This window comes from Photobacterium carnosum (assembly GCF_021236965.1).
GTDB classification, from domain to species: domain Bacteria; phylum Pseudomonadota; class Gammaproteobacteria; order Enterobacterales; family Vibrionaceae; genus Photobacterium; species Photobacterium carnosum.
Genome location: NZ_WMDN01000020.1, coordinates 40842 through 65699, shown reverse-complemented (window position 1 = coordinate 65699; position 24858 = coordinate 40842). Strand labels below are relative to the sequence as shown.

The 24858-nt window shown below is 43.3% G+C and carries 20 protein-coding genes; 15 read left to right on the top strand and 5 right to left on the bottom strand.

Annotation, left to right across the window (positions count from 1 at the left end; translation table 11 throughout):
• Window positions 1–286 precede the first annotated feature (286 nt).
• The 8 genes from secE to rpoC all read left to right on the top strand — a co-directional run bounded on the left by secE (window position 287) and on the right by rpoC (window position 12226).
• The gene (secE, locus tag GLP24_RS15890) at window positions 287–664 is read left to right on the top strand and encodes a preprotein translocase subunit SecE (RefSeq protein WP_101769842.1); all 378 of its coding nucleotides are present in this window, start codon (window positions 287–289) and stop codon (window positions 662–664) included.
• Window positions 665–675: 11 nt separating this feature from the next.
• Window positions 676–1221 carry a transcription termination/antitermination protein NusG gene (gene nusG / locus GLP24_RS15885; protein ID WP_101769843.1) on the top strand — a complete coding sequence of 182 codons (546 nt, stop codon included), beginning with the start codon at window positions 676–678 and terminating at the stop codon, window positions 1219–1221.
• A 125-nt stretch (window positions 1222–1346) separates the two neighbouring features.
• A complete protein-coding gene (gene rplK, locus GLP24_RS15880; protein WP_080158719.1) occupies window positions 1347–1775 on the top strand; it encodes a 50S ribosomal protein L11 in 429 nt (142 codons plus the stop codon).
• A 4-nt stretch (window positions 1776–1779) separates the two neighbouring features.
• On the top strand, window positions 1780–2484 hold the full coding sequence (rplA, locus tag GLP24_RS15875) for a 50S ribosomal protein L1 (protein ID WP_101769844.1): 705 nt from the start codon (window positions 1780–1782) through the stop codon (window positions 2482–2484).
• Between the two features lie 251 nt (window positions 2485–2735).
• Window positions 2736–3230 carry a 50S ribosomal protein L10 gene (rplJ, locus tag GLP24_RS15870; protein ID WP_036788959.1) on the top strand — a complete coding sequence of 165 codons (495 nt, stop codon included), beginning with the start codon at window positions 2736–2738 and terminating at the stop codon, window positions 3228–3230.
• 59 nt (window positions 3231–3289) lie between these two features.
• On the top strand, window positions 3290–3652 hold the full coding sequence (gene rplL / locus GLP24_RS15865; RefSeq protein ID WP_101769845.1) for a 50S ribosomal protein L7/L12: 363 nt from the start codon (window positions 3290–3292) through the stop codon (window positions 3650–3652).
• A gap of 229 nt (window positions 3653–3881) precedes the next feature.
• Window positions 3882–7907, top strand: coding sequence for a DNA-directed RNA polymerase subunit beta (gene rpoB / locus GLP24_RS15860; protein WP_101769846.1), 4026 nt, complete (start codon window positions 3882–3884; stop codon window positions 7905–7907).
• Between the two features lie 101 nt (window positions 7908–8008).
• Window positions 8009–12226 carry a DNA-directed RNA polymerase subunit beta' gene (rpoC, locus tag GLP24_RS15855; protein WP_232616240.1) on the top strand — a complete coding sequence of 1406 codons (4218 nt, stop codon included), beginning with the start codon at window positions 8009–8011 and terminating at the stop codon, window positions 12224–12226.
• Between the two features lie 201 nt (window positions 12227–12427).
• Here rpoC and rsd read toward each other — a convergent pair whose 3' ends face one another.
• The gene (gene rsd / locus GLP24_RS15850) at window positions 12428–12907 is read right to left on the bottom strand and encodes a sigma D regulator (RefSeq protein ID WP_101769848.1); all 480 of its coding nucleotides are present in this window, start codon (window positions 12905–12907) and stop codon (window positions 12428–12430) included.
• 148 nt (window positions 12908–13055) lie between these two features.
• Between rsd and nudC the strand changes: the two genes are divergently transcribed.
• Window positions 13056–13832 carry an NAD(+) diphosphatase gene (gene nudC, locus GLP24_RS15845; protein WP_101769849.1) on the top strand — a complete coding sequence of 259 codons (777 nt, stop codon included), beginning with the start codon at window positions 13056–13058 and terminating at the stop codon, window positions 13830–13832.
• Between the two features lie 84 nt (window positions 13833–13916).
• A complete protein-coding gene (gene hemE, locus GLP24_RS15840) occupies window positions 13917–14984 on the top strand; it encodes a uroporphyrinogen decarboxylase (protein ID WP_045038140.1) in 1068 nt (355 codons plus the stop codon).
• A gap of 199 nt (window positions 14985–15183) precedes the next feature.
• Here hemE and GLP24_RS15835 read toward each other — a convergent pair whose 3' ends face one another.
• On the bottom strand, window positions 15184–16095 hold the full coding sequence (locus GLP24_RS15835) for a D-2-hydroxyacid dehydrogenase (protein ID WP_232613556.1): 912 nt from the start codon (window positions 16093–16095) through the stop codon (window positions 15184–15186).
• A 67-nt stretch (window positions 16096–16162) separates the two neighbouring features.
• On the opposite strand from GLP24_RS15835, the gene GLP24_RS15830 reads away from it, so the two are divergent.
• Both GLP24_RS15830 and brnQ read left to right on the top strand, forming a co-directional pair.
• The gene (locus GLP24_RS15830) at window positions 16163–16750 is read left to right on the top strand and encodes a YjaG family protein (RefSeq protein ID WP_101769851.1); all 588 of its coding nucleotides are present in this window, start codon (window positions 16163–16165) and stop codon (window positions 16748–16750) included.
• 586 nt (window positions 16751–17336) lie between these two features.
• A complete protein-coding gene (brnQ, locus tag GLP24_RS15825; RefSeq protein WP_232616239.1) occupies window positions 17337–18641 on the top strand; it encodes a branched-chain amino acid transport system II carrier protein in 1305 nt (434 codons plus the stop codon).
• Between the two features lie 101 nt (window positions 18642–18742).
• Here the strand turns inward: brnQ and GLP24_RS15820 are convergent, their stop codons facing one another.
• Window positions 18743–19801, bottom strand: coding sequence for a CNNM domain-containing protein (locus tag GLP24_RS15820; RefSeq protein ID WP_101769853.1), 1059 nt, complete (start codon window positions 19799–19801; stop codon window positions 18743–18745).
• Between the two features lie 228 nt (window positions 19802–20029).
• On the opposite strand from GLP24_RS15820, the gene hupA reads away from it, so the two are divergent.
• Window positions 20030–20302 carry a nucleoid-associated protein HU-alpha gene (gene hupA / locus GLP24_RS15815; RefSeq protein WP_045038135.1) on the top strand — a complete coding sequence of 91 codons (273 nt, stop codon included), beginning with the start codon at window positions 20030–20032 and terminating at the stop codon, window positions 20300–20302.
• 43 nt (window positions 20303–20345) lie between these two features.
• On the top strand, window positions 20346–21020 hold the full coding sequence (locus tag GLP24_RS15810; RefSeq protein WP_152654252.1) for a DUF1481 domain-containing protein: 675 nt from the start codon (window positions 20346–20348) through the stop codon (window positions 21018–21020).
• A gap of 85 nt (window positions 21021–21105) precedes the next feature.
• On the opposite strand, the gene purD is transcribed toward GLP24_RS15810, so the two are convergent.
• Window positions 21106–22392 carry a phosphoribosylamine--glycine ligase gene (gene purD, locus GLP24_RS15805; RefSeq protein WP_232579443.1) on the bottom strand — a complete coding sequence of 429 codons (1287 nt, stop codon included), beginning with the start codon at window positions 22390–22392 and terminating at the stop codon, window positions 21106–21108.
• 135 nt (window positions 22393–22527) lie between these two features.
• Window positions 22528–24120 carry a bifunctional phosphoribosylaminoimidazolecarboxamide formyltransferase/IMP cyclohydrolase gene (gene purH, locus GLP24_RS15800; RefSeq protein WP_232600511.1) on the bottom strand — a complete coding sequence of 531 codons (1593 nt, stop codon included), beginning with the start codon at window positions 24118–24120 and terminating at the stop codon, window positions 22528–22530.
• Between the two features lie 226 nt (window positions 24121–24346).
• On the opposite strand from purH, the gene zntR reads away from it, so the two are divergent.
• Window positions 24347–24817 (top strand): Zn(2+)-responsive transcriptional regulator, encoded by a 471-nt coding sequence (gene zntR, locus GLP24_RS15795; protein WP_045038131.1) that lies wholly within the window; start codon window positions 24347–24349, stop codon window positions 24815–24817.
• Window positions 24818–24858: the final 41 nt, after the last annotated feature.

Here is a 24858-nt window from a genome sequence, read left to right as displayed (position 1 = left end):
CCGTACAGTTGGTGCTGGTGTTGTTGCAACTATCGTTGCATAAGTTACGCTAATATCGTTGAATTAAATTTGACGATAGAGCACTAAAAAGGGCATCATTTGATGCCCTTTTTCTACACTCTAACTTGAAACTGCGTATTTTTTGTTCGAAGTGTGGAAGTGAAATTTCGTAAAGATGAAGTTTTTAATAATGTTATTAAAGGGTTAGCCCTTTCCTTCATCCTAGACCTCGCTCTCGCGGGGTTATTTTCGTCTAGATGATTAAGACTAGTTACAGGTTGGTTGTATGAAAGCAAATGCCGAAAACCAAGAAAGCGAAAGCAAAATGGATGGCCTGAAATGGGTCGTGGTTTTTGCTTTGCTAGCTGCTGCTGTGGTTGGTAATTACCTATACAGTGATGTTTCTGTTGTTTTGCGCTCTTCTGCCGTGGTAACCCTTGTGGTTATTGCTGGTATTTTTGCAGCATTAACAGCAAAAGGTAAATCCGTGGTTACGTTCGCACGTGAATCGCGCATGGAAGTCCGCAAAGTAGTGTGGCCTACTCGTCAGGAAGCTACGCAGACAACCTTTATTGTTCTAGCAGTCACTATCGTAATGGCATTAGCCCTTTGGGGTATCGATGGTATTATGGTCCGTTTAGTGCGCCTAGTTACTGGCGCGTGAGGTAAGAATTCATGATCGAAGCTCCAAAAAAACGTTGGTATGTAGTACAGGCTTTTTCAGGTTTTGAAGGCCGTGTAGCGCAATCACTACGTGAACATATCAAAATTCATGGTATGGAAGAGCACTTTGACGAGGTTTTAGTACCGACGGAAGAAGTGGTAGAAATGCGTGCCGGCCAACGCCGTAAAAGTGAGCGTAAGTTTTTCCCAGGTTATGTACTAGTACAGATGGTGATGAACGATGAGACATGGCACCTTGTACGTAGTATTCCTCGCGTAATGGGATTCATTGGCGGTACATCTGATCGTCCAGCACCTATTTCTGATAAAGAAGCTGATGCGATCTTAAACCGTCTGCTACAAGCTAGTGAGTCTCCAGTACATAAAACAGTATTTGAACCGGGTGAAGTAGTACGTGTGACTGATGGTCCATTTGCTGACTTTAATGGTACGATTGAATCTGTAGATTATGATAAGAGCCGTGTTAAGGTTTCTGTATCAATCTTCGGTCGTGCAACACCTGTAGAACTAGAGTTCGGTCAAATCGAAAAGAACTGATCAAATTCTGCTCAACTCGTATTGTCAGGGGCGTGGAATTAGGCTATAATTTCGCGCCCTTTCGTTAGACGGGGAGTCTGTTTGTTTAAAGATAGACGTTTGAACCCAAAATTAGGTATATAGCAATGGCTAAAAAAGTAGAAGCTTACATCAAGCTGCAAGTTGCAGCTGGTGCAGCAAATCCAAGTCCACCAGTTGGTCCAGCTCTTGGTCAACATGGTGTAAACATCATGGAATTCTGTAAGGCGTTTAACGCTAAGACTGACTCAGTAGAGAAAGGTCTTCCGACTCCAGTTGTTATCACTGTTTACAGTGACCGTTCTTTTACGTTCATCACTAAGACACCACCTGCTGCAGTTCTTCTGCTTAAAGCAGCTGGACTTAAGTCTGGTTCTGGCCGTCCGAACACTGACAAAGTGGGTACTGTAACTGAAGCTCAGATCCAAGAGATCGCTGAGACTAAAGCTGCAGACATGACTGGTGCTGACATTGAAGCTATGAAGCGTTCAATTGCTGGTACTGCTCGTTCAATGGGCCTAGTGGTAGAGGGTTAAGAAAATGGCTAAACTGACTAAGCGCATGCGTGTTATCCGTGACAAAGTTAATGTTACTCGTGAATACGACATCACTGAAGCTATTGCTCTTCTTAAAGAACTAGCGACTGTTAAATTCGTTGAAAGTGTTGACGTTGCTGTTAACCTTGGCATCGATGCACGTAAATCAGACCAAAACGTTCGTGGTGCAACTGTACTACCTAACGGTACTGGCCGTGATATCCGTGTTGCTGTATTTACACAAGGCGCAAACGCTGAAGCTGCTAAAGAAGCTGGCGCTGAGCTTGTAGGTATGGAAGATCTAGCTGCTCTTGTTAAGAAAGGCGAAATGAACTTTGACGTAGTTATCGCATCTCCTGATGCAATGCGCGTTGTAGGTCAACTTGGTACCATTCTTGGTCCACGTGGTCTTATGCCAAACCCTAAAGTTGGTACTGTAACTCCTAACGTTGCTCAAGCAGTTAAAAATGCTAAAGCTGGTCAGGTTCGTTACCGTAACGACAAAAACGGTATCATTCACACTACTATCGGTAAAGTGAACTTTGATGCCGCTCAACTACAAGAGAACCTTGAGTCTCTTCTAGTTGCACTGAAGCGTGCTAAGCCGTCTTCAGCGAAAGGTACTTTCATTAAGAAAGTAAGCATCTCTACCACTATGGGTGCAGGTGTAATGCTAGATCAGAATTCTCTGACTGCAACTGTAGCGTAAACTGATTTGCAGAAGCGATAAGTTAGTGTATAATTTATCGCTTCCGAATTCGTGGCTGAGGTTGATTGTTTTCAATTAACCTCCGTCAAAGACCGTAGGTGTTTTTCGGAACTTAATTTACCTACGTAGACGGTGCCAGAACATGATTGATGTAAGTCTTTTTTGGATCTGCGCCGTAAAACTCTCCTGCCAACCGGCAGTGAGTGGTGTAAATACTGGGGTTACCCAGAAATTATCCAGGAGCAAATCCAATGGCATTAAATCTTCAAGACAAAAAAGCAATTGTTGCTGAAGTCAACGAAGCTGCCAATGGTGCCCTATCTGCAGTTGTTGCTGACTCTCGCGGTGTTAGTGTGTGTGCAATGACAACTCTACGTAAACAAGCTCGTGAAGCTGGTGTTTACTTAAGAGTTGTTCGTAACACATTAGCACGTCGTGCAGTTGAAGGTACTAATTTCGAATGTCTACAAGATGTTTTCGTTGGTCCTTCACTAATCGGCTTCTCTAATGAGCACCCAGGTGCTGCAGCGCGTCTTTTTAAAGACTTCGCTAAAGAGAACAAAAGCTTCGAGATCAAAGCTGCTGCATTCGAAGGCGCTATTGCTAACGCTGATGTACTAGCAACTCTACCAACTTACGACGAAGCTATCGCACGCTTAATGATGTGCATGAAAGAAGCGTCTGCTGGTAAACTTGTACGTACTATCGCGGCTGTACGTGATCAGAAAGAAGAAGCTGCTGCTTAATTGCCGCGTTTTATCTGATTACTATTTAAATTTATTGTTGACTTTAAAAGAGAATTGTTATGTCTATCACTAACGAGCAAATCCTAGACGCAGTTGCAGAAATGTCTGTAATGCAAGTTGTTGAGCTTATCGAAGCTATGGAAGAAAAATTCGGTGTTTCTGCTGCAGCTGCAGTAGTTTCAGGCGGCGCAGCTGCTGAAGTTGAAGAGCAAACTGAATTTGACGTAATCCTAACATCTTGTGGCGCAAACAAAGTACAGGTTATCAAAGCTGTACGTGGCGCAACTGGTCTTGGTCTTAAAGAAGCTAAAGCTGTAGTTGACGGCGCTCCTGCTGCTGTTAAAGAAGGCGTAGATAAAGCTGAAGCTGAAGCTCTTAAAGCTCAATTAGAAGAAGTTGGCGCTTCTGTTGAAGTTAAATAATTATTATTTGATTTCATAGCCTTTTATGGCTATTGGCTGGTGGCAAAAATGCCACCGGCCTTTTTGCGCTATAGACTGGTGGTATTTTTACCTTGTTTTGTATCCACTGTCTGCGTGAAAAATATTCTAGTTTTATCGGAATATTCCTACTATAAAAACAACGATTAGTCACTACCCCCGCATGTGATATGGGGTAGTTTGGATCACTTATCAGCGATCTGAGGAACCTATGGTTTACTCTTATACCGAGAAAAAGCGTATCCGTAAGGATTTTGGTAAGCGTCCACGAGTTTTGGATGCACCATACTTGCTATCGATCCAGCTTGATTCTTTCCAAAAATTTATCGAGCAGGATCCAGAAGGGCATTACGGTCTAGAAGCTGCCTTTCGCTCTGTTTTTCCAATCCAGAGCTATAATGGCAATTCCGAGCTGCAATACGTTAGCTATCGTCTCGGTGAGCCGGTCTTCGATGTCAAAGAATGTCAAATTCGTGGCGTAACTTATTCTGCTCCACTACGCGTGAAGCTACGTATGGTCATGTATGACCGTGATGCACCGGCTGGCACCGTAAAAGACATTAAAGAACAAGAAGTTTACATGGGCGAAATTCCGCTCATGACAGATAACGGTACATTCGTTATTAACGGTACCGAGAGGGTTATCGTATCTCAGCTGCACCGTAGTCCTGGTGTATTCTTTGACAGCGATAAGGGTAAAACCCACTCCTCAGGTAAAGTGTTATATAACGCTCGTGTTATCCCTTACCGTGGTTCATGGTTGGATTTCGAGTTCGATCCTAAAGATAATCTATTCGTACGTATCGACCGTCGTCGTAAATTACCTGCGTCTATTATCCTTCGCGCACTTAACTACACAACTGAACAGATTCTTGACATGTTCTTCGATAAGATTAATTTCGAAGTACGCGGTAAGTCTCTAGTTATGGAGTTGGTACCTGAGCGTCTACGTGGCGAAACTGCAAGCTTTGATATCGAAGCAAACGGTACAGTTTACGTAGAGCAAGGTCGTCGTATCACTGCTCGTCATATTCGTCAATTGGCGAAAGATGGCATTGATAGTATCGTAGTACCTGTTGAATATATCGTTGGTAAAATCGCAGCTTGTGATTACATCAACGAAGAAACTGGTGAACTGATTGTTACGGCTAACCAAGAATTAAGCTTGGAAGCATTAGCACTTCTATCTCAGGCTGGTCACAAATCTATTCAAGTTCTGTTTACGAACGACTTAGATAATGGCCCGTACATGTCAGACACACTACGTGTGGATAACAGTACTGATCGTCTAAGTGCATTGGTAGAAATCTACCGTATGATGCGCCCTGGCGAGCCACCAACACGCGAAGCAGCTGATCAATTATTTGAAAGCTTGTTCTTCTCAGAAGATCGTTACGATCTTTCTGCTGTTGGTCGAATGAAGTTTAACAGCTCTCTACTTCGTGATGAAATTACTGGTTCTGGTATTCTAGACCATAATGACATCATTGATGTTATGCGCAAACTGATCGATATTCGTAACGGCAAAGGCGTGGTTGATGATATCGATCACCTTGGTAACCGTCGTATTCGTTCTGTTGGCGAAATGGCTGAAAACCAATTCCGTGTTGGTTTAGTTCGTGTTGAGCGTGCTGTTAAAGAACGTCTAAGTTTAGGCGATCTTGATGCAATCATGCCGCAAGATCTAATTAATGCGAAGCCAATTTCTGCGGCAGTGAAAGAGTTCTTTGGCTCTTCTCAATTGTCACAGTTTATGGACCAGAACAACCCGTTATCAGAAGTTACTCACAAACGTCGTATCTCGGCGCTTGGTCCAGGTGGTCTGACTCGTGAACGTGCTGGCTTTGAAGTTCGAGATGTACACGCGACGCACTACGGTCGTCTATGTCCTATCGAAACTCCAGAAGGTCCAAACATCGGTCTAATCAACTCGCTAGCAGTATTTGCGCGTTGTAACTCTTACGGTTTCTTGGAAACACCTTACCGTAAAGTTTTAGATGGACAAGTAACTGATCAAATCGATTACTTATCAGCAATTGAAGAAGGTCTATACGTTATTGCACAGGCTAATGCCGCGCTTAACGAAGATGGTTCTTTTACTGATGAATTGATCACTGCACGTCAAAATGGCGATTCAGGTTTGCACCCACGTAACCATGTTCAATACATGGACGTTGCAACAAATCAGATCGTATCAGTGGCGGCATCGCTTATCCCGTTCCTAGAACACGATGATGCTAACCGTGCCCTTATGGGTGCGAACATGCAACGTCAGGCAGTTCCTACTATTCGCTCTGATAAGCCTTTAGTTGGTACTGGTATTGAACGTCAAATCGGTGTTGATTCAGGTGTTACTGCTGTCGCTAAACGTGGCGGTCAAGTTCAGTCTGTAGATGCTTCTCGTATCGTTATTAAAGTTAACGAAGACGAATTGATTCCTGGTGAAGCCGGTATCGATATCTACACTCTAACTAAGTACACTCGTTCTAACCAGAACACATGTATTAACCAGCGTCCAACTGTACTACCTGGCGAGCCAGTAGCACGTGGTGATGTTCTTGCTGATGGTCCTTCAACAGACCTTGGTGAGCTAGCGCTTGGTCAAAACATGCGTATCGCGTTCATGCCTTGGAACGGTTACAACTTCGAAGACTCCATCTTAGTTTCTGAGCGTGTAGTTCAGGAAGATCGTTTCACAACTATCCACATTCAAGAGCTTTCTTGTGTGGCGCGTGATACGAAGCTGGGCTCTGAAGAAATCACTGCCGATATCCCTAACGTGGGTGAAGCAGCGCTTTCTAAGTTGGACGAATCAGGTATCGTTTACATCGGTGCAGAAGTTAAGGGTGGCGACATCCTAGTTGGTAAAGTAACCCCTAAAGGTGAAACACAACTGACTCCTGAAGAGAAGCTTCTACGAGCAATCTTTGGTGAAAAAGCTTCTGACGTTAAAGATTCATCTCTACGTGTTCCTGGTAGTGTTACTGGTACGATCATTGACGTACAAGTATTTACTCGTGATGGCGTTGAGAAAGACAAGCGTGCTCTTGAAATTGAAGAGATGCAGCTGAAAGAAGCGAAGAAAGACATCACAGAAGAATTCCAGATCCTTGAGGGTGGTCTTCTTGCTCGTGTACGTACGCTTCTATTATCTGCAGGTTACGGCGAAGAGAAAATCTCTACAATGAACCGCGATACGTTGTTTGCACAAACGCTTGACGACGAATCTTTACAGAACCAATTGGAACAGCTTGCAGAACAGTATGATGAACTGAAAGCTGAGTTCGATAAGAAGTTTGAAACTAAACGTCGTAAAATCACTCAGGGTGATGACTTAGCACCTGGCGTACTTAAGATTGTTAAAGTATACCTAGCTGTTCGTCGTCGCATTCAACCTGGTGATAAGATGGCAGGTCGTCACGGTAACAAGGGTGTAATCTCTAAGATTAACCCTGTTGAAGACATGCCATACGATGAAAAAGGTCAAACTGTTGATATCGTACTAAACCCATTGGGTGTACCGTCACGTATGAACATCGGTCAGATCCTCGAGACTCACTTAGGTCTTGCGGCGAAAGGTATCGGTGACAAACTTAACGATATGCTGAAAGAACAGCAGGAGTTACATAAGTTCCGTAACTTCCTACAACGTGTTTACAATCTTGGTGATACTCGCCAGAAAGTTGACATTGCTGAACTATCAGACGACGAAGTACGTACTTTGGTACAAAACCTTCGTAACGGTCTACCTATTGCAACGCCTGTATTTGATGGTTGTCCAGAATCATCTATCAAAGAGTTGTTGCAACTTGGTGACCTACCAACGTCTGGCCAGCTGAAGTTGTTTGATGGCCGTACTGGTGATGCATTTGAGCGTCCTGTAACTGTTGGTTACATGTACATGCTTAAACTGAACCACTTGGTTGATGACAAGATGCACGCCCGTTCTACCGGTTCTTACAGCCTTGTTACTCAGCAGCCGCTGGGTGGTAAAGCTCAGTTCGGTGGTCAGCGTTTCGGTGAGATGGAAGTATGGGCGCTTGAAGCTTATGGCGCAGCGTACACCCTTCAAGAAATGCTAACCGTTAAGTCAGATGACGTTAACGGCCGTACGAAGATGTATAAAAACATCGTTGACGGTGATCATCGTATGGAACCTGGTATGCCGGAATCATTCAACGTATTGTTGAAAGAAATCCGCTCGTTGGGTATCAACATCGAGCTGGAAGACAAATAAGCTTGGGTTAGTCACCTATACTTATTAGTTACTCCGGTATAAATATGAAGGCGCCAGTAGTCCTGGCGCCTTTATGGGTCAACTCCTCACAGGAGCCGAATGTGAAAGACTTACTTAAGTTTCTGAAAGCACAACATAAGACCGAAGAATTTGATGCTATCAAAATCGGTCTAGCTTCACCTGACATGATTCGTTCATGGTCTTTTGGTGAAGTCAAAAAGCCAGAAACAATCAACTATCGTACCTTCAAGCCTGAGCGTGACGGTCTTTTCTGTGCACGTATCTTTGGCCCAGTAAAAGACTACGAGTGTCTTTGTGGCAAGTACAAGCGCTTGAAGCACCGTGGTGTGATTTGTGAAAAATGTGGTGTTGAAGTTACTCAGACTAAAGTACGCCGTGAGCGTATGGGTCACATTGAGCTTGCTTCACCTGTTGCCCACATCTGGTTCTTAAAGTCACTTCCATCTCGTATTGGTCTGTTAATGGACATGCCTCTACGTGATATCGAACGTGTACTTTACTTTGAATCATATGTCGTTATCGAACCTGGTATGACCAACCTTGAGCGTAGCCAACTGCTTTCTGAAGAGCAGTACTTGGATGCACTTGAAGAGTGGGGCGACGAGTTCGACGCGAAGATGGGCGCAGAAGCGGTTAAAGCACTTTTAGGCAATATGGACCTAAATGCTGAAATCGAAAACATGCGTGAAGAGCTAGAAGAAACTAACTCTGAAACCAAGCGTAAAAAATTAACCAAGCGTCTTAAATTGGTTGAAGCATTTCTACAGTCTGGAAACAACCCTGAGTGGATGATCCTGTCTGTACTGCCAGTATTACCGCCGGATCTTCGTCCGTTGGTACCACTAGACGGCGGCCGTTTCGCGACTTCAGATCTTAACGATCTTTACCGTCGTGTTATTAACCGTAACAACCGTCTGAAGCGTCTACTTGACCTGGCTGCTCCTGATATCATCGTACGTAACGAAAAGCGTATGTTGCAGGAATCTGTTGATGCATTACTAGATAACGGTCGTCGTGGCCGCGCTATCACAGGCTCTAACAAGCGTCCTCTAAAATCTTTGGCTGATATGATCAAAGGTAAGCAAGGTCGTTTCCGTCAGAACTTGCTAGGTAAGCGTGTTGACTACTCTGGTCGTTCTGTTATCACCGTAGGTCCATACTTACGTTTGCATCAGTGTGGTCTTCCTAAGAAGATGGCACTTGAGCTATTTAAGCCATTCATCTACGGCAAGTTAGAAGCACGTGGTCTTGCGACTACTATCAAAGCTGCTAAGAAGATGGTTGAGCGCGAAGAAGCGATTGTTTGGGATATCCTAGACGATGTTATTCGTGAACACCCAGTAATGCTAAACCGTGCACCTACATTGCACCGTCTTGGTATTCAGGCGTTTGAACCAATCCTTATCGAAGGTAAAGCGATTCAGCTTCACCCACTAGTGTGTGCGGCATACAACGCCGACTTCGATGGTGACCAGATGGCGGTTCACTTGCCATTGACACTAGAAGCGCAGCTTGAAGCGCGTGCTTTGATGATGTCTACCAACAACATCCTTTCACCTGCATCAGGTGATCCGATCATCGTACCTTCTCAGGACGTTGTATTGGGTCTTTACTACATGACGCGTGATCGTATTAACGCGAAAGGTGAAGGTATGTACCTTGCTGGACCAGCGGAAGCTGAGAAAGCATACCTTACTAAGACGGCAGAGCTTCACGCTCGCGTTAAAGTACGTATTACCGAATTTGTGAAAGATGAGCAGGGTAACTTCGTCGAGAATACTGGACTAGTTGATACTACTGTTGGTCGTGCAATGCTATGGCCTATCGTTCCTAAAGGTCTGCCATTTAGTCTTGTAAACACTGAAGCACTTGGTAAGAAGCAGATTTCTATGCTTCTTAACACTTGTTACCGTACGTTGGGCATGAAAGATACTGTTATCTTTGCTGACCAAATTATGTACACAGGTTTTGCTTACGCGGCACTTTCTGGTGTATCTGTTGGTATCGACGATATGGTTGTACCTGCGGCTAAGTACACTAAGATCGCTGAAGCTGAAGCAGAAGTTGCTGAAATTCAAGAACAGTTCCAGTCAGGTCTTGTGACTGCTGGTGAACGTTACAACAAAGTTATCGATATCTGGGCTACAGCCAACGAACAAGTTGCTAAAGCGATGATGGATAACCTGTCTTTTGAAACTGTTATTAACCGTGACGGCGAAGAAGAACAGCAAAAATCGTTCAACAGTGTATACATGATGGCCGATTCTGGTGCGCGTGGTTCTGCTGCACAGATTCGTCAGTTAGCAGGTATGCGTGGTCTGATGGCTAAGCCGGATGGCTCAATCATCGAAACGCCGATCACTGCAAACTTCCGTGAAGGTCTAAACGTACTCCAGTACTTTATCTCTACTCACGGTGCTCGTAAGGGTCTTGCGGATACAGCACTTAAGACAGCGAACTCCGGTTACCTAACGCGTCGTCTAGTTGACGTTGCACAAGACGTAGTTATTACAGCAGATGACTGTGGTACTTACGCTGGTATTACCATGATGCCTCTTATCGAGGGTGGTGATGTTAAGGAACAACTAGGTGATCGTGTTCTAGGTCGTGTTGTTGCTGAAGACGTTCTACTTCCTGGTACAGACGAAGTTCTAGCGCCACGTAATACACTTCTTGATGAGAAGTGGTGTGAGATTCTAGAATCGAACTCTGTTGACCAAGTTAAAGTACGTTCTGTTGTAACGTGTGAAAACGACTTTGGTTGTTGTAAGTTCTGTTACGGTCGTGACCTTGCTCGTGGTCACCTGATTAACTCAGGTGAAGCAGTAGGTGTTGTTGCCGCTCAGTCTATCGGTGAACCTGGTACACAGCTTACAATGCGTACGTTCCACATCGGTGGTGCGGCATCAGCAGCAGCAGCAGATAATAAGATCGTAGTGAAAACTACTGGTTCTATGAAGCTGCATAATGCGAAGTTCGTAACTAACAATGCTGGTAAGCTTGTAATTACTTCACGTGCATCTGAGCTAAGTATCATTGATAAGCTTGGTCGTACGAAAGAAAACTACAAACTGTCTTACGGTACGTTGCTAACTAAAGGTGATGGCGCCGAGGTTGTTGCTGGTGAAACAGTAGCAAACTGGGAAGCTCACACTATGCCAATCATCACTGAAGTGGCTGGTCGTATCCAGTTCGTTGATATGATTGATGGCGTAACAGTTTCTCGTCAAACAGATGATCTTACAGGTCTATCTTCAAGCGAAGTAACTGATGCAGCTGCACGTCCAGCGGCAGGTAAAGATATGCGTCCAGCTATCAAACTTGTTGATGCTGATGGTCACGATGTAATGATCCCTGGTACTGATATGCCAGCTCAATACTTCCTACCAGGTAAGGCTATCGTTCAGCTTGATGACGGCGCAATGGTTGGTATCGGTGATACATTATCTCGTATTCCACAGAAATCTAGTGGTAACCGAGATATCACGGGTGGTCTACCACGCGTAGCTGACTTGTTCGAAGCGCGTAAGCCTAAAGAACCAGCTATCTTGGCTGAAATTACTGGTGCAGTATCGTTCGGTAAAGAGACTAAAGGTAAGCGTCGTTTAATTATCACGCCAACTGATGGTCAGCCGTACGAAGAGATGATCCTGAAGCATCGCCAACTTAACGTTTTCGAAGGTGAAAAAGTTGAGAAGGGTGACGTAATTGCCGATGGTCCTGAAACTCCGCACGATATTCTACGTCTACGTGGTGTTCACGCAGTAGCAGAATACATCGTTAACGAAGTACAGGAAGTTTACCGTCTACAAGGCGTTAAGATTAATGATAAGCACATTGAGACTATCATTCGTCAAATGCTACGTAAGGTAACTATCACTGTTTCTGGTGACTCTGACTTCCTAGAAGGCGAGCAAGTTGAATTCTCTCGCGTAACGATTGCTAACCGTCAGCTTGAAGCTGAAGGTAAGACATTAGTAAGCTTCACTCGTGACTTACTAGGTATTACTAAAGCATCGCTTGCGACTGAGTCATTCATCTCAGCAGCATCGTTCCAGGAAACAACACGTGTACTAACAGAAGCAGCTGTTTCTGGTAAGCGTGATGAGCTTCGTGGTCTGAAAGAAAACGTAATCGTGGGTCGTTTGATCCCTGCGGGTACAGGTTTCTCTTATCACCTACGTCGCCAGAATCAACGTAATGTTGAACTGGAGCCAGTAGCACCACAAGTTGATGCAGAGCAAGCCTCTCAAGACTTAGCGGCACTATTGAATGCAGGTCTTAACGACGAGAATTAATTCTTATCGTGACTGATTCTAAAAGGCATCCTTCGGGGTGCCTTTTTTATTGGCTGCGATTTAAGGTTTAGTTTTGGCGGAGTTAGAAAGTGGGAAAAATGATCCCGAGGTGCGAGGTGGTAGATTTTATTCGACATGAGAAATAGGTGGCAGCAAGGTCACTGCCACAATAATAAATGATATTGCTATTACTGCTGGTGGTTAAGCTCCGGGTGGGCAAGCAAGACTATCACTGATTAATTCAATCAACTTATCTTCTAGCGCAAAGCGTGATTCCATTAATTCACCAATTTTTGATAAGTCACCATCAAGAGTTTCTAATGGATTATTATCATTGATGGCACCGTAGCGATCATTGAAATTTAATAAGGGTTCGGTGGTTAGGGTGATTTTTGCATAAAGTGCAGACATTTCTTCTGTTGGCGAAAAGCCTGTTTGATGCCAGCGTGCCATTACGTTATCGTAAATCTTGAAGTGACCTGCTGAAATATAATCAACGAGATCTTCACTAAATAAACATAGTTTGGACGCGGTAGGTAGATGACGATTATCATCATTGGGAGTGATACCGATTAGCTTACAGTAATCGATCAGAAGTTGCTGGCGCATCATTAGCCATTGATCAATAACATCGTTATGGCCGCCCCATTCTTTTTTAACTTGTTCAAATTTACTAAGCATGAGCACATCCTCATGATCTATCAGCATCTTAATTAGATGCTTGTGCGATCTGGCTCTTGATACAAGAGATATGATTTCGGATAAATATTCCGTTTCATGATTAGATTGCCAGTAAATTTACGCCGCTGCAAGGATGAAAGTAATAAAAATGTTAAAAAATGAGAATCTGGCTTATTGGTGTGTGACTAGAAATGGCAAGTTATTGTTACAAAACGGCTGTTTGCCTTTATGTTCAAGTGAACAGCTCATATATAGCACAATAACTAAACGAATTATTGGTTATTTTGACTCAATACCTGTGTATTGGTTGATTGCAGAAAGTGGTTTTGATGAGGCTGATTTCTTTAATTTAAGGCTATTACTGGCTGGTGATAGTACGTTATTTGCTTTAGCTGGTAGATCTATTCAACTTGCGTATATGCAGCAAAGTCAGCGCTTTTGTTGTCATTGTGGGCATAAGCTGCAATTAGATGCCAACGTGCTAGCGATGCATTGCTCAGATTGTGACAGTGTGCATTATCCATGCGTATCGCCTTGTGTCATTGTGGCTGTTCGCAAAGGTAACCAATTGTTATTAGCTCAGCATCCTCGTCATAAAACGGGGATGTATACCGTGATTGCGGGGTTTATTGAACCGGGTGAAACCGCTGAGCAATGTGTCGCGCGTGAAGTATTAGAAGAAACTGGGATAATGGTTAACAATATTCGTTATTTTGATAGTCAACCGTGGGCATTTCCATCTAATTTAATGCTGGGGTTTACCGCTGACTACGCTGGTGGTGAGATCAAACCTGATTATGAAGAATTAACCGATGCAATGTGGGCCACCGCTGAGCAGTTACCTGAGATTGCACCTGTAGGTACTATTGCGCGACGACTTATCGACAACACCTTGATGTTGAATGATGAAAACGATATGCATTAATCAAAGGTTGGCAAATAATTGCACTCGGTTGTTAAGATTAATGAGTGTTACAATATGATTCAGAATTAACCCGTGGAGTCTCAAATGAGCGAATTAAAGAATGACCGCTATCTACGTGCGTTGCTGAAGCAACCTGTAGATTGCACACCTGTATGGATGATGCGTCAGGCTGGACGTTACTTACCTGAGTATCGTGCAACACGTGGTGTTGCTGGTGACTTCATGTCGCTATGTAAAAATGCTGAATTAGCCAGTGAAGTAACGCTTCAACCTTTGAAGCGTTTTCCGTTGGACGCTGCGATTTTATTTTCTGATATTTTGACCATTCCAGATGCAATGGGATTGGGATTGTATTTTGAAGCTGGTGAAGGTCCTAAATTTAGTCACCCAATTACTTGTAAAGCTGACGTTGAACGTATTGGCGTGCCTGATCCTGAAGGTGAATTGCAATATGTGATGAATGCAGTCCGTCAGATTCGTCATGATTTGCAAGGTGAAGTACCCTTAATTGGTTTCTCTGGTAGTCCATGGACACTGGCGACATACATGGTTGAAGGTGGTAGCTCTAAAGCTTTCACTAAGATCAAAAAGATGATGTACGCTGAGCCTCAAACATTACATCTATTGCTAGATAAACTGGCTGATAGTGTGGTTGAATATTTAAATGCTCAAATCAAAGCCGGTGCGCAAGCGATAATGGTATTTGATACGTGGGGTGGTGTCTTAACCCCTCGCGATTACAATGAGTTCTCATTGCGTTACATGCATAAAATCGTCGATGGTTTAATTCGTGAGAATGATGGTCGTCGTGTGCCCGTAACACTATTTACTAAAAATGGTGGTATGTGGTTAGAGCAAATTGCAGCGACGGGTTGTGATGCGATTGGCCTAGATTGGACGATTGATATTCGCGATGCTAAACGTCGTGTTGGCGATAAAGTTGCCCTTCAAGGTAATATGGATCCATCGGTACTTTACGCTCAACCTGAACGTATTCGCCAAGAAGTTGCTTCTATTCTAGACGGCTTTGGTGATACAGGTACTGGTCATGTATTTAATTTAGGCCATGGTATTCACCTTGATGTACCGCCTGAAAATGCAGGCGTGTTTGTTGATGCTGTACATGAGCTATCGAAGCCATACCATAAATAATTATCACTTTAGAAGTACGTTTTAAACGGGGTATTTCTTTTGCGGCTGATAAAAAACCACGCCTTTTGGGTGTGGTTTTTTTTTGTCATTATTTAATGGGAATTAAAAAGGCGCACAAGTAAAGCAGGATCTTACTAGGATCATTATTGTTATTGATATGTAAATTACTGATATCATTAATGCTTAGTGGTCTAACGTATTAGTAACCTCTTTTAAAATCAATGAGATAGTTAAGTTTTTGCTGTTGTTGAAAATGGAAGTAGTTGGCTTTAAATATAGTAAGCACTTGTTCTGGGAAGCTTTCTGCTGCGATGTGTGGCGTAAGAGTGATCTTTGGGTGACGCCAGAATGGATGATCTGTTGTGAGCGGTTCTGTTTTGAAGACATCAATAAAAGCATGACAGAGATATTGTTGCTCAAGTGCAATTAATAGTCCTTTCTCATCCACGGCATTACCACGACCAACGTTAAAAAATAGCGCATTTTTGCAATGACTAAAGCGATCTTGATCAAAAAGATCATCGGTGTTTGTGGTCGCCGGTAAAATGGAAACGACATAGTCTGCTTGAGTAAGAGCAGTGTTTAAGGCTGTGATGGCATAGGTTTTCTGAAAATCCGCGCTGGCAGTGATACCGCTGCGGTTAACGCCAATGATATGGCAGCCAAACACCGCTCCAACTTTGGCTAAATGCTGGCCTATGGTGCCTGTGCCGATAATCACCATGGTTTTACCCGCCATGGATTGATAAGGATGTGATTGCCAATGTGATTGCTGTTGTTGCAGTTTATAACGAGGAAAATGACGCTGGTGGTTGAGAATGTGACCCAAGATATACTCGGCGATCAGAGGGCCAAAGATCCCGCGAATATTGGTGAGTCGATAATCTTGTCTTATCTCGGGTTTAATGAGCGCGTCAATACCTGCATAAGTGGATTGTAGCCATTGTAAATGTGGATATTCAGCTAAATGAGGGGCGACTAAAGGCGGATCCGCAAGCAAGACGGTGGCTTGTTGTGGATCTTCGGTTATTTCCAGTTGTGGTAGCTGTGCGTTAGTCAGTAATTGTACATAACGCTGCTGTTGACGTGAGACGATCTTAACTTTGATCATGCTTTTCCTTTTGTAGCCTTCGTTTATCAAGTAAACTTCAACCTAAATCACTACTGTAGATTATCCCATGCTTAAGAATCCAATCCAGTTACGTTTAGAAAAATTAGAACCTTGGCAACATCTGACTTTTATGGTGTCGTTATGTGAGCGTATGTATCCTAACTATGCTTTTTTCTGTGCAGAAACACAGTTTACAGATGGCCAACGTTACCGAGTGATCTTAGATAGTGTGTGGGAGATCCTCACGATTAAAAGTGCCAAAATTAACTTTGAAGGCCAGCTTGAAAAGTTAGAAGACATGGTACCAAGTGAAAATGATTACGATCTGTATGCTGTACGTCCAGCGATTGATGCTTGTGTAGCACTTGCGGATCTTTTACATGCGATGTTAGATCGTGATCTGATGCTGGAAACCGTGGTTAAGTTAAGTGCTTTATCTGCCGAAACCGTGGCGGATTTAGAGTCTGCGCAAACAGGCATTGAAATTACTAATGAAAATCAAAAAGAAAATGAAGCGGTATGTGCTGAGTGGGATACTCAGTGGGAAATTTTCCGTGCTTTAAAAGAAGCGGAAGGCCGTGATATTGATTTGATTAAAGACTTACGTGCTGAATTGCGTGATGAGCCGATCAGTAATATAGGTATTGAATTGTAATTAGCCATTAAATGGTTAAATAAAAAAAGAAGCCAATGGGCTTCTTTTTTTTGCCAGTGTTATTTTATTGTTCAATATGTTGCTTAATCATTATTTGAACTGTAATGAATAAGTGAGCTTAGTGACGTAATAACTAGACATTATAATTTTTATGTTAATTATTTGTTTAATTCATATTAGTTGTTTATGCTATTTCTAAGTTTAAAAAGCAGTGAATATGACTGGATATAGAATGAACTTTACGCCATTCCACTTATTTTATTTTGGCTATTGTAATTGTAGCCCGTTGGCGTTTATAACATAACTATTGCGTAGCACGTAAGCTATGACATTCGTGGTCTGTTGGTTAGAAGGAGGCAAGTATGAAATATTCTATCGTAAACACTGTTGTATCTTGCTTCAGTCCTACAATTGTTGCTAATAGCAAATCAATAACCACTTCGCTCCTCCTGCTCTCTTTGAATCTTATTCAAGGCTGACAGGCCATACCCGTTTTTCTGTCAGCTTGTGAGCAAGTCGGCAGGATAAACCACTCTACATCCCGTCTCGCTTTCTCCAAGCTGCAAAGTAATTATCAAGGAATACTATGTTAAGTACCCGTAATATCGCCGCCTTAGGCTTCATGACTTTTGCCATGTATTTAGGTGCTGGAAATTTAATTTTCCCGCCCTATTTAGGTTATCAGGCAGGGGATAATTTTCTCTCTGGTATGGCGGGTTTTTTATTAACGGGGGTCGGTTTACCTGCTATAGCATTAGTGATTGTGGCTTGGGTGCGTGGCTCTGATAACTTAACCGCCGCGTTACCGAAACCGCTAGCAACAGGATTTTGGGTGATGCTGTTTATCGTAATTGGCCCTGCTTTTATTATTCCTCGTACTATTACTGTTGCGTATCAATTTAGCTTGGCACCGTTTATTGGCGATAGTGGCTTAGTTCCATTTTCTATTGTGTTCTGTTTAGCGGCAATTTTATTTTCGTTATATCCGGCTAAGTTAGTCGATACCTTAGGTAAGTGGCTGACACCTGTGCTGTTGACGATTTTAACCATCATGGCGATAGTCGCACTATTGTACCCATCAGGTCAGGTTGAAGTGCCATCAGGACCTTATGTGACGGACGCGATGGCTGAAGGTATGACGCAAGGTTATATGACGATGGATGCTTTGGGTTCAATTGGTTTTGGTTGGGTGATTTTCAGAGCAATTGAAAGTATGGGGGTTAAGTGTCCTAAAACTATCGCGAAATATACTTTTATTGCCGCAATTATGTATGCAACAGCAATGGCTCTAGTGTATTTATCGCTGGCATATATTGGCGTGACCAGTGCTGATTTAGGGACTGATTTCTCAAATGGTGGTGAAATTCTTACTGCCTTTACGCATGCTCATTTTGGTGCTTTTGGTACTATGATTTTGGGTGTAGTGTTGGTACTAGCGTGTTTGACTACCGCGATTGGAGTGACAACCGCAGGCAGTGAATTTTACAGCCGTAGCTTTAGTAAAGTAACTTATCCTAAAAGTGTCTGGGTGATCATGGTGCTATCAGGTTTGATTGCTAATGTTGGTTTAGCGCAGTTATTAGAGGTGACATTACCGGTTGTGGTAGCACTACATCCTATCGCGATTGCGTTGTTAATGATTGCACCACTGCGTCATCAATTATCGCAAACTGCGGTATTAACCGTTATGGCAACGGCGGCGGTATTTGGTTGTGTTGATGCGGCTCATATTCTTGGCGTGATGCCAACAGCGGTTGATAACGCTTTAACTGCGCATTTACCGTTATATCATTATTATGCTGGCTGGATCTTACCAACGGTAGTGGTATTGGTGGTCGGTTGGACTGTTAGTCGCATGAGTGGCTATAGTTATTGCGTGGATAATAATTAATCTATAAATCGTGATTATCGGTTGCGGTTATAATGAAATAATAACAATAAAAAAGGGACCGTAATGGTCCCTTTTTTTGTGGCTAGTATTAATGATGTTGATTACATATCATCATCATTATTTTCAATCATCTTATGTTTTTTCTTCCACTTGTCCCAACGTTGATAAGCCAGTTGCTGCATGTCAGTATTTTTATCGGCTTCATCAACAATTTCTTCGCCGACTAAACTTTCAAAAATATCTTCCAGTGTTACAAGGCCTTGCACAGTACCGTATTCATCAACGATAAGGATTAACTGTGAACGCTCTTTCATTAAGCGCTCAAATGCTTTTGGGACACTAACATTATTCATGATCACGGGTAAGGGACGCATTAGTGATCCAAGTTCTTGACCACCTTTACCCGCTTGGCTTTCTGCAAACAGCTCTAAACGGTGGACGAAGCCGACGATGTTATCACTTTGTTCGTTGAATATTAACGGACGAGAGAAGGGACTGCTTTTATATTTGTCTAAAAATTCGTTGATGGTTTGCTCGGCATTGACGCGGAATAATACCGGACGTGGGGTCATTATCTTGGTGACGCTAACATCTTTAAATTGCAGCAGGTTGGTTAGGATTTTAGACTCACCAGCACCCAATTCGCCTGATTCATGGGCTAGCATCGCCATCGCTGATAATTCATCACGTAGTTTGGGTTGGACATGACCATGAGCAAGACGACGGGTTATTTGTTCCGAAACCCATACTAATGGCATTAATAAGATCACCATCCAACGTAATATTATGGCACTGGTTGGCGCTAATTGACGCCAGTAAGTTGCACCGATTGTTTTTGGAATAATTTCTGACAGTAATAAAATACCAACGGTCAATGCGCCTGAGAATACTCCCAACCACTCACTACCAAAGACGACGGTTGCTTGTGCGCCTGCTGTTGCTGCACCGACGGTATGAGCGACAGTATTTAGGGTTAGAATTGAGGCTAAGGGTCGATCTATATTATTTTTGAGTGCGGCAAGTTTAGCTGCTGAGGGGTGGTTTTGTTGACGTAAAGTGCCGATATATCCCGGCGAAATACTCAATAAAACCGCTTCTAAAACGGAACAAATAAACGACACCCCTATTGCTACAGAGATGTAAATCGTAAGCAGTACCATATCAACCTGTCAATTAATCAGCGAATTTCGGCTATATTAATCGGGGCTAGTGGAAATAAAAACAACTCTTTTTTGAATGTTATTAGTAACATTTTGTGAACTTTAGCTCAGTTTATGGTTAAAGAGTCTCCATTTAGACAGATAAAAGCCGACAAACCTTTGCCACATGGGCTTCTTTTGAATTAGAGTTGGACAGTATTAAGCCCAAAACCTTAGAAGGGAAACCTAATGAACAAGACCCAACTGATTGACCTGATCGCAGAAAAAGCAGACTTGTCTAAAGCACAAGCAAAATTAGCATTGGAAGCTACTCTTGAAGGCGTTACTGATGCGCTTAAAGATGGTGACCAGGTTCAACTAATTGGCTTTGGTACATTTAAAGTGAATCATCGTGCAGCACGCATTGGCCGTAATCCACAAACAGGTGCGGAAATTCAAATTGCTGCGGCTAACGTACCTGCGTTCGTTTCGGGCAAGGCACTTAAAGACGCGTTAAAGTAATTGAAAATAGCGCCAGTTTGCATTAGCGGCTGGCGTTTTTTTTATGACACGTATAACGCTTTCTCTGGCGGTTGTATTTTTACTTACAGGCTGTGCGGCAAGCGACATGGCTGAAAATGCAGTAATTACGCCAAAAACTATCACTGTTGCTCAAATGGCAACTGATGGTCCTCATTTTTATTGGTATACCTTCCGTCCTAATCTGCCTATAAAGCTCAGTGAGCGTGTTTTTACCTCAACTCAAGGGCAATATCAGGCTAACTATCGTTGGCGTTCAGGACGGCTGTTTGAGCTCTATCAACAGGGTCAGCAACATATCGATGGTTCTCTGGTTCCATTCCAATTGCAATTACGATTTGATAGCCACGGTTTAGCGGTGTTTCAGCGTTATCAGCAAGGGAAAAATATCATTCCACTAACCAACGCTAAAATTGACAAATTACGTCAGCAAGCGAAAGTACTGGCAGCCACCGTCGAACAACTGTCTGATCATCAGCAAACGTGGGTTCAAGGGCATTGGCAACAACAGCAGTTTATTCCTTGTCAGCAACAACAGCCGGTAGAGGTGATTGCTCAATCCACCGCTGATAAATTATCGGGTCAGGGGTATATGGCGGTAAGTGGTAAGTTACAACAGCAGCAATTGGTGGTTGATGACGTGTTATTGCAACGCCAACAGCAACAGTGTTTGGTGGCACCCAACTTATTGAAAGACTGATTTACAGCAATACTGATTGATGAATAATATTAGTCATAAAAAAACGCGCCTTGAGAGCGCGTTTTTTAGAATTGAAGTATGGGGTTTATTGTTCGCGAGCAATGGCACGATAACCAATATCATCACGATGGAACATGCCATTCCATGAGATTTGCTGTGCTAACGCATAAGCACGTTGCTGAGCGGCTAGAACTGTATCACCCATCGCCGTGGCACATAATACTCGCCCACCGTTAGTCACTACATCACCGTGAACATTATTGGTTGTACCTGCATGAAATATTTTCTCTCCCGCTCGCTCTTGTTGAGGTAAGCCGTGAATAATGTCGCCTTTTTGATAATCAGCAGGATAGCCGCCAGCGGCTAGTACGATCCCAATAGCCGCGCGTGGATCCCATTTTGATTCAACACTATCAAGTTTGCCATCAATTGCCGCTAAACAAAGCTCAACTAAATCAGACTGCATCCGTAGCATAATCGGTTGGGTCTCAGGATCACCAAAACGGCAGTTGTATTCAATCACTTTCGGGGTGCCGTCAGCCATTACCATTAAGCCCGCATAAAGAAAACCTGTGTAAGGTGCACCTTCTGCTGCCATACCTTCAACTGTCGGGTAAATCACTTCTTTCATTACGCGATCATGAATTTCCTGCGTAACAACGGGCGCTGGTGAGTAAGCGCCCATGCCGCCAGTGTTTGGGCCTGTGTCGGCATTACCGACACGCTTATGATCTTGGCTGGTGGCCATTGGCAATACATTCTTACCATCGACCATGACGATAAAGCTAGCTTCTTCGCCATCAAGGAACTCTTCAATAACGACCCGATGTCCCGCTTCACCAAAGGCATTGCCTGCAAGCATATCGCGGACGGCAGCTTCTGCTTCTTGTTCTGTCATGGCGACAATCACGCCTTTACCTGCGGCTAAGCCATCGGCTTTAACTACAATTGGTGCGCCTTTTTGTTTTAGGTAAGCCAAGGCGGGTTCGATTTCAGTAAAGTTTTGGTAATCAGCGGTTGGAATGTTGTGGCGAGCTAAAAAATCTTTAGTGAATGCTTTAGAACCTTCAAGTTGCGCAGCGGCTTGAGTCGGGCCAAAAATGGCTAATCCAGCAGTACGAAAGGCATCAACAACACCAAGAACTAGTGGAACTTCTGGGCCAACAATCGTCAGTTCAATGTGGTTGTTCTGCGCAAACTCAACTAAACCCGTAATATTCTCAACGCTAATATCGATATTTTCTAATGTAGGTTCAAGAGCAGTACCAGCATTACCTGGGGCAATAAATATTTTTTCAACATCAGGGTTTTGTGCCACTTTCCAACCCAGTGCATGTTCACGGCCGCCATTACCAATAATTAGTACTTTCATCATTTTCCCTTTGAGTGCTGCGCTAAAATTAAACGTTAAGAATGTTGTCGTTGATGAGGTGCTACGGTATTACATTAACGTAATATATTCAGACCATTGATTGAGGGTCTGAATATATTTATCGGTTACAAAGCATTAATGGCGGAAGTGACGCATGCCCGTAAAGACCATTGCCATGCCATGTTCATCTGCTGCGGTAATTACTTCATCATCACGCATAGAGCCGCCCGGTTGAATCACACAAGTAATACCCGCTGCTGCGGCGGCGTCAATACCATCACGGAACGGAAAGAAAGCATCGGATGCCATCACGCTACCCGCGACTTCTAGATTTTCATCGGCGGCTTTAATACCCGCAATTTTAGCTGAATACACGCGGCTCATTTGACCTGCTCCGACACCAATTGTCATATTGCCTTTTGCATATACAATCGCGTTAGATTTAACGTATTTAGCTACTTTCCAGCAGAAGAGAGCATCACGTAACTCATCCGCCGTTGGTTGGCGTTGTGATACCACCGTTAGATCGTCTTGCGATACCATGCCTTGATCGCGATCTTGAACCAGTAAACCACCGTTAACGCGCTTAATATCAAAGCCTGTGGTTTTGGTTGACCATTCGCCACACTCAAGTAAACGCAGGTTTTTCTTGGCAGCGATAATCGCAGTTGCTTGGGCTGATATTTTTGGTGCAATGATCACTTCAACAAATTGACGATCAACAATCGCTTGTGCGGTTGCCGCGTCAAGTTCGCGGTTGAAGGCAATAATGCCGCCAAAGGCAGAGGTTGGATCGGTTTTATAAGCACGATCGTAAGCTTCAAATAAGTTATCACCTAAAGCCACCCCACATGGATTGGCGTGTTTTACAATCACACAAGCGGGAAGGTCGAATTCTTTGACACACTCAAGTGCCGCGTCAGTATCGGCAATATTATTGTATGACAGTGCTTTGCCTTGCAGTTGCGTTGCGGTTGCTACTGAGGCTTCTTGTGGATGTGCTTCAATATAGAATGCGGCTGCTTGGTGGCTGTTTTCACCGTAGCGCATGTCTTGTTTTTTCTCGAACTGTTGATTGAAAGTGCGGGGGAATGTTGACTCTTGGTCACCTTCTTTGTTATCGCCGTAAGAAGGCACCATAGTACCGAAGTAGTTAGCAATCATACCATCGTAGGCGGCAGTATGCTCAAACGCAGCAATGGCTAAATCAAAGCGAGTAGCATGGCTTAGTGAACCATCATTGGCGCTCATTTCTGTAAGAACACGATCATAATCATCAATATTAACCACAATTGTGACATCTTTATGGTTTTTAGCGGCTGAGCGCACCATGGTTGGCCCGCCAATATCAATATTTTCGACCGCATCTTCTAAACTGCAATTTGGGTTAGCAACAGTTTCAGCAAACGGATAGAGGTTAACGACCACCATATCAATCGGATTAATACCGTGTTGTGCCATGATTACGTCATCAATACCACGACGGCCTAAAACGCCACCGTGTACTTTTGGGTGAAGGGTTTTGACGCGACCATCCATCATTTCAGGAAAACCGGTGTAGTCAGAAACTTCAGTGACTTGAATGTTTTGTTCTGCAAGTAAACGAGCGGTACCACCCGTAGATAAAATTTCTACACCACGGTTGGCGAGGGCATGAGCGAATTCAACAATACCAGTTTTGTCGGATACGCTAAGCAGCGCACGGCGAATAGGACGAACGTTTTCCATTGCTACCATCTCTCTAATACACAGTGAATAGGATATTTTTCAATACCAATCCGCAGGGATTAGATTGGCGTTGAGAAATATCCTCGGCTAAAATCGAGCAAAGCTAAGAATTAGTAAACGATATGTATCAATCTGATGCCTATTCTACATGAATATTGCTATTGCGCAAACGTTTGCTATTTGAGTGTGATCACTGAAATATTGAGTTACTCGAAAGGACGTTTAAATGTATTTAATAGGACAACTAGCAAAATTATGTAATGTCAGTAGTGATACATTACGTTTTTATGAAAAGAATGGGTTGATTGAACCTGCGGGTCGAAGTGATAGTGGTTATCGTCTCTACAGTGAGGATGATTTATCACGGGTTAAATTTATTTTACGGGCGAAAGCGATCGGTTTGAGTCTCGGTGAAATATGTGAGTTATTGGATATTCGACTTGAAGCAAGTCAACATAGTTGTGCTGAAGTTAAAGCGATCACGCAGGCTAAATTAGATGAAGTGGATAGTAAAATTGCTGAACTACAACGGATCCGTGGCGCTTTAAAAAAGATCAATGACGCTTGTTGTGGTCATCGTAATGATGACGCTAGCCATTGCTCTATTCTTGGCGCGTTAAATTACAGCGATGATATGGCGAATCCTGAAGTAAAACCTGAGCCTTGTCATTTAGGTCAATGTCATTGTGATGATTAATCACTTGTCGTATTTTTGACATTATCAATCATATTTTTGAT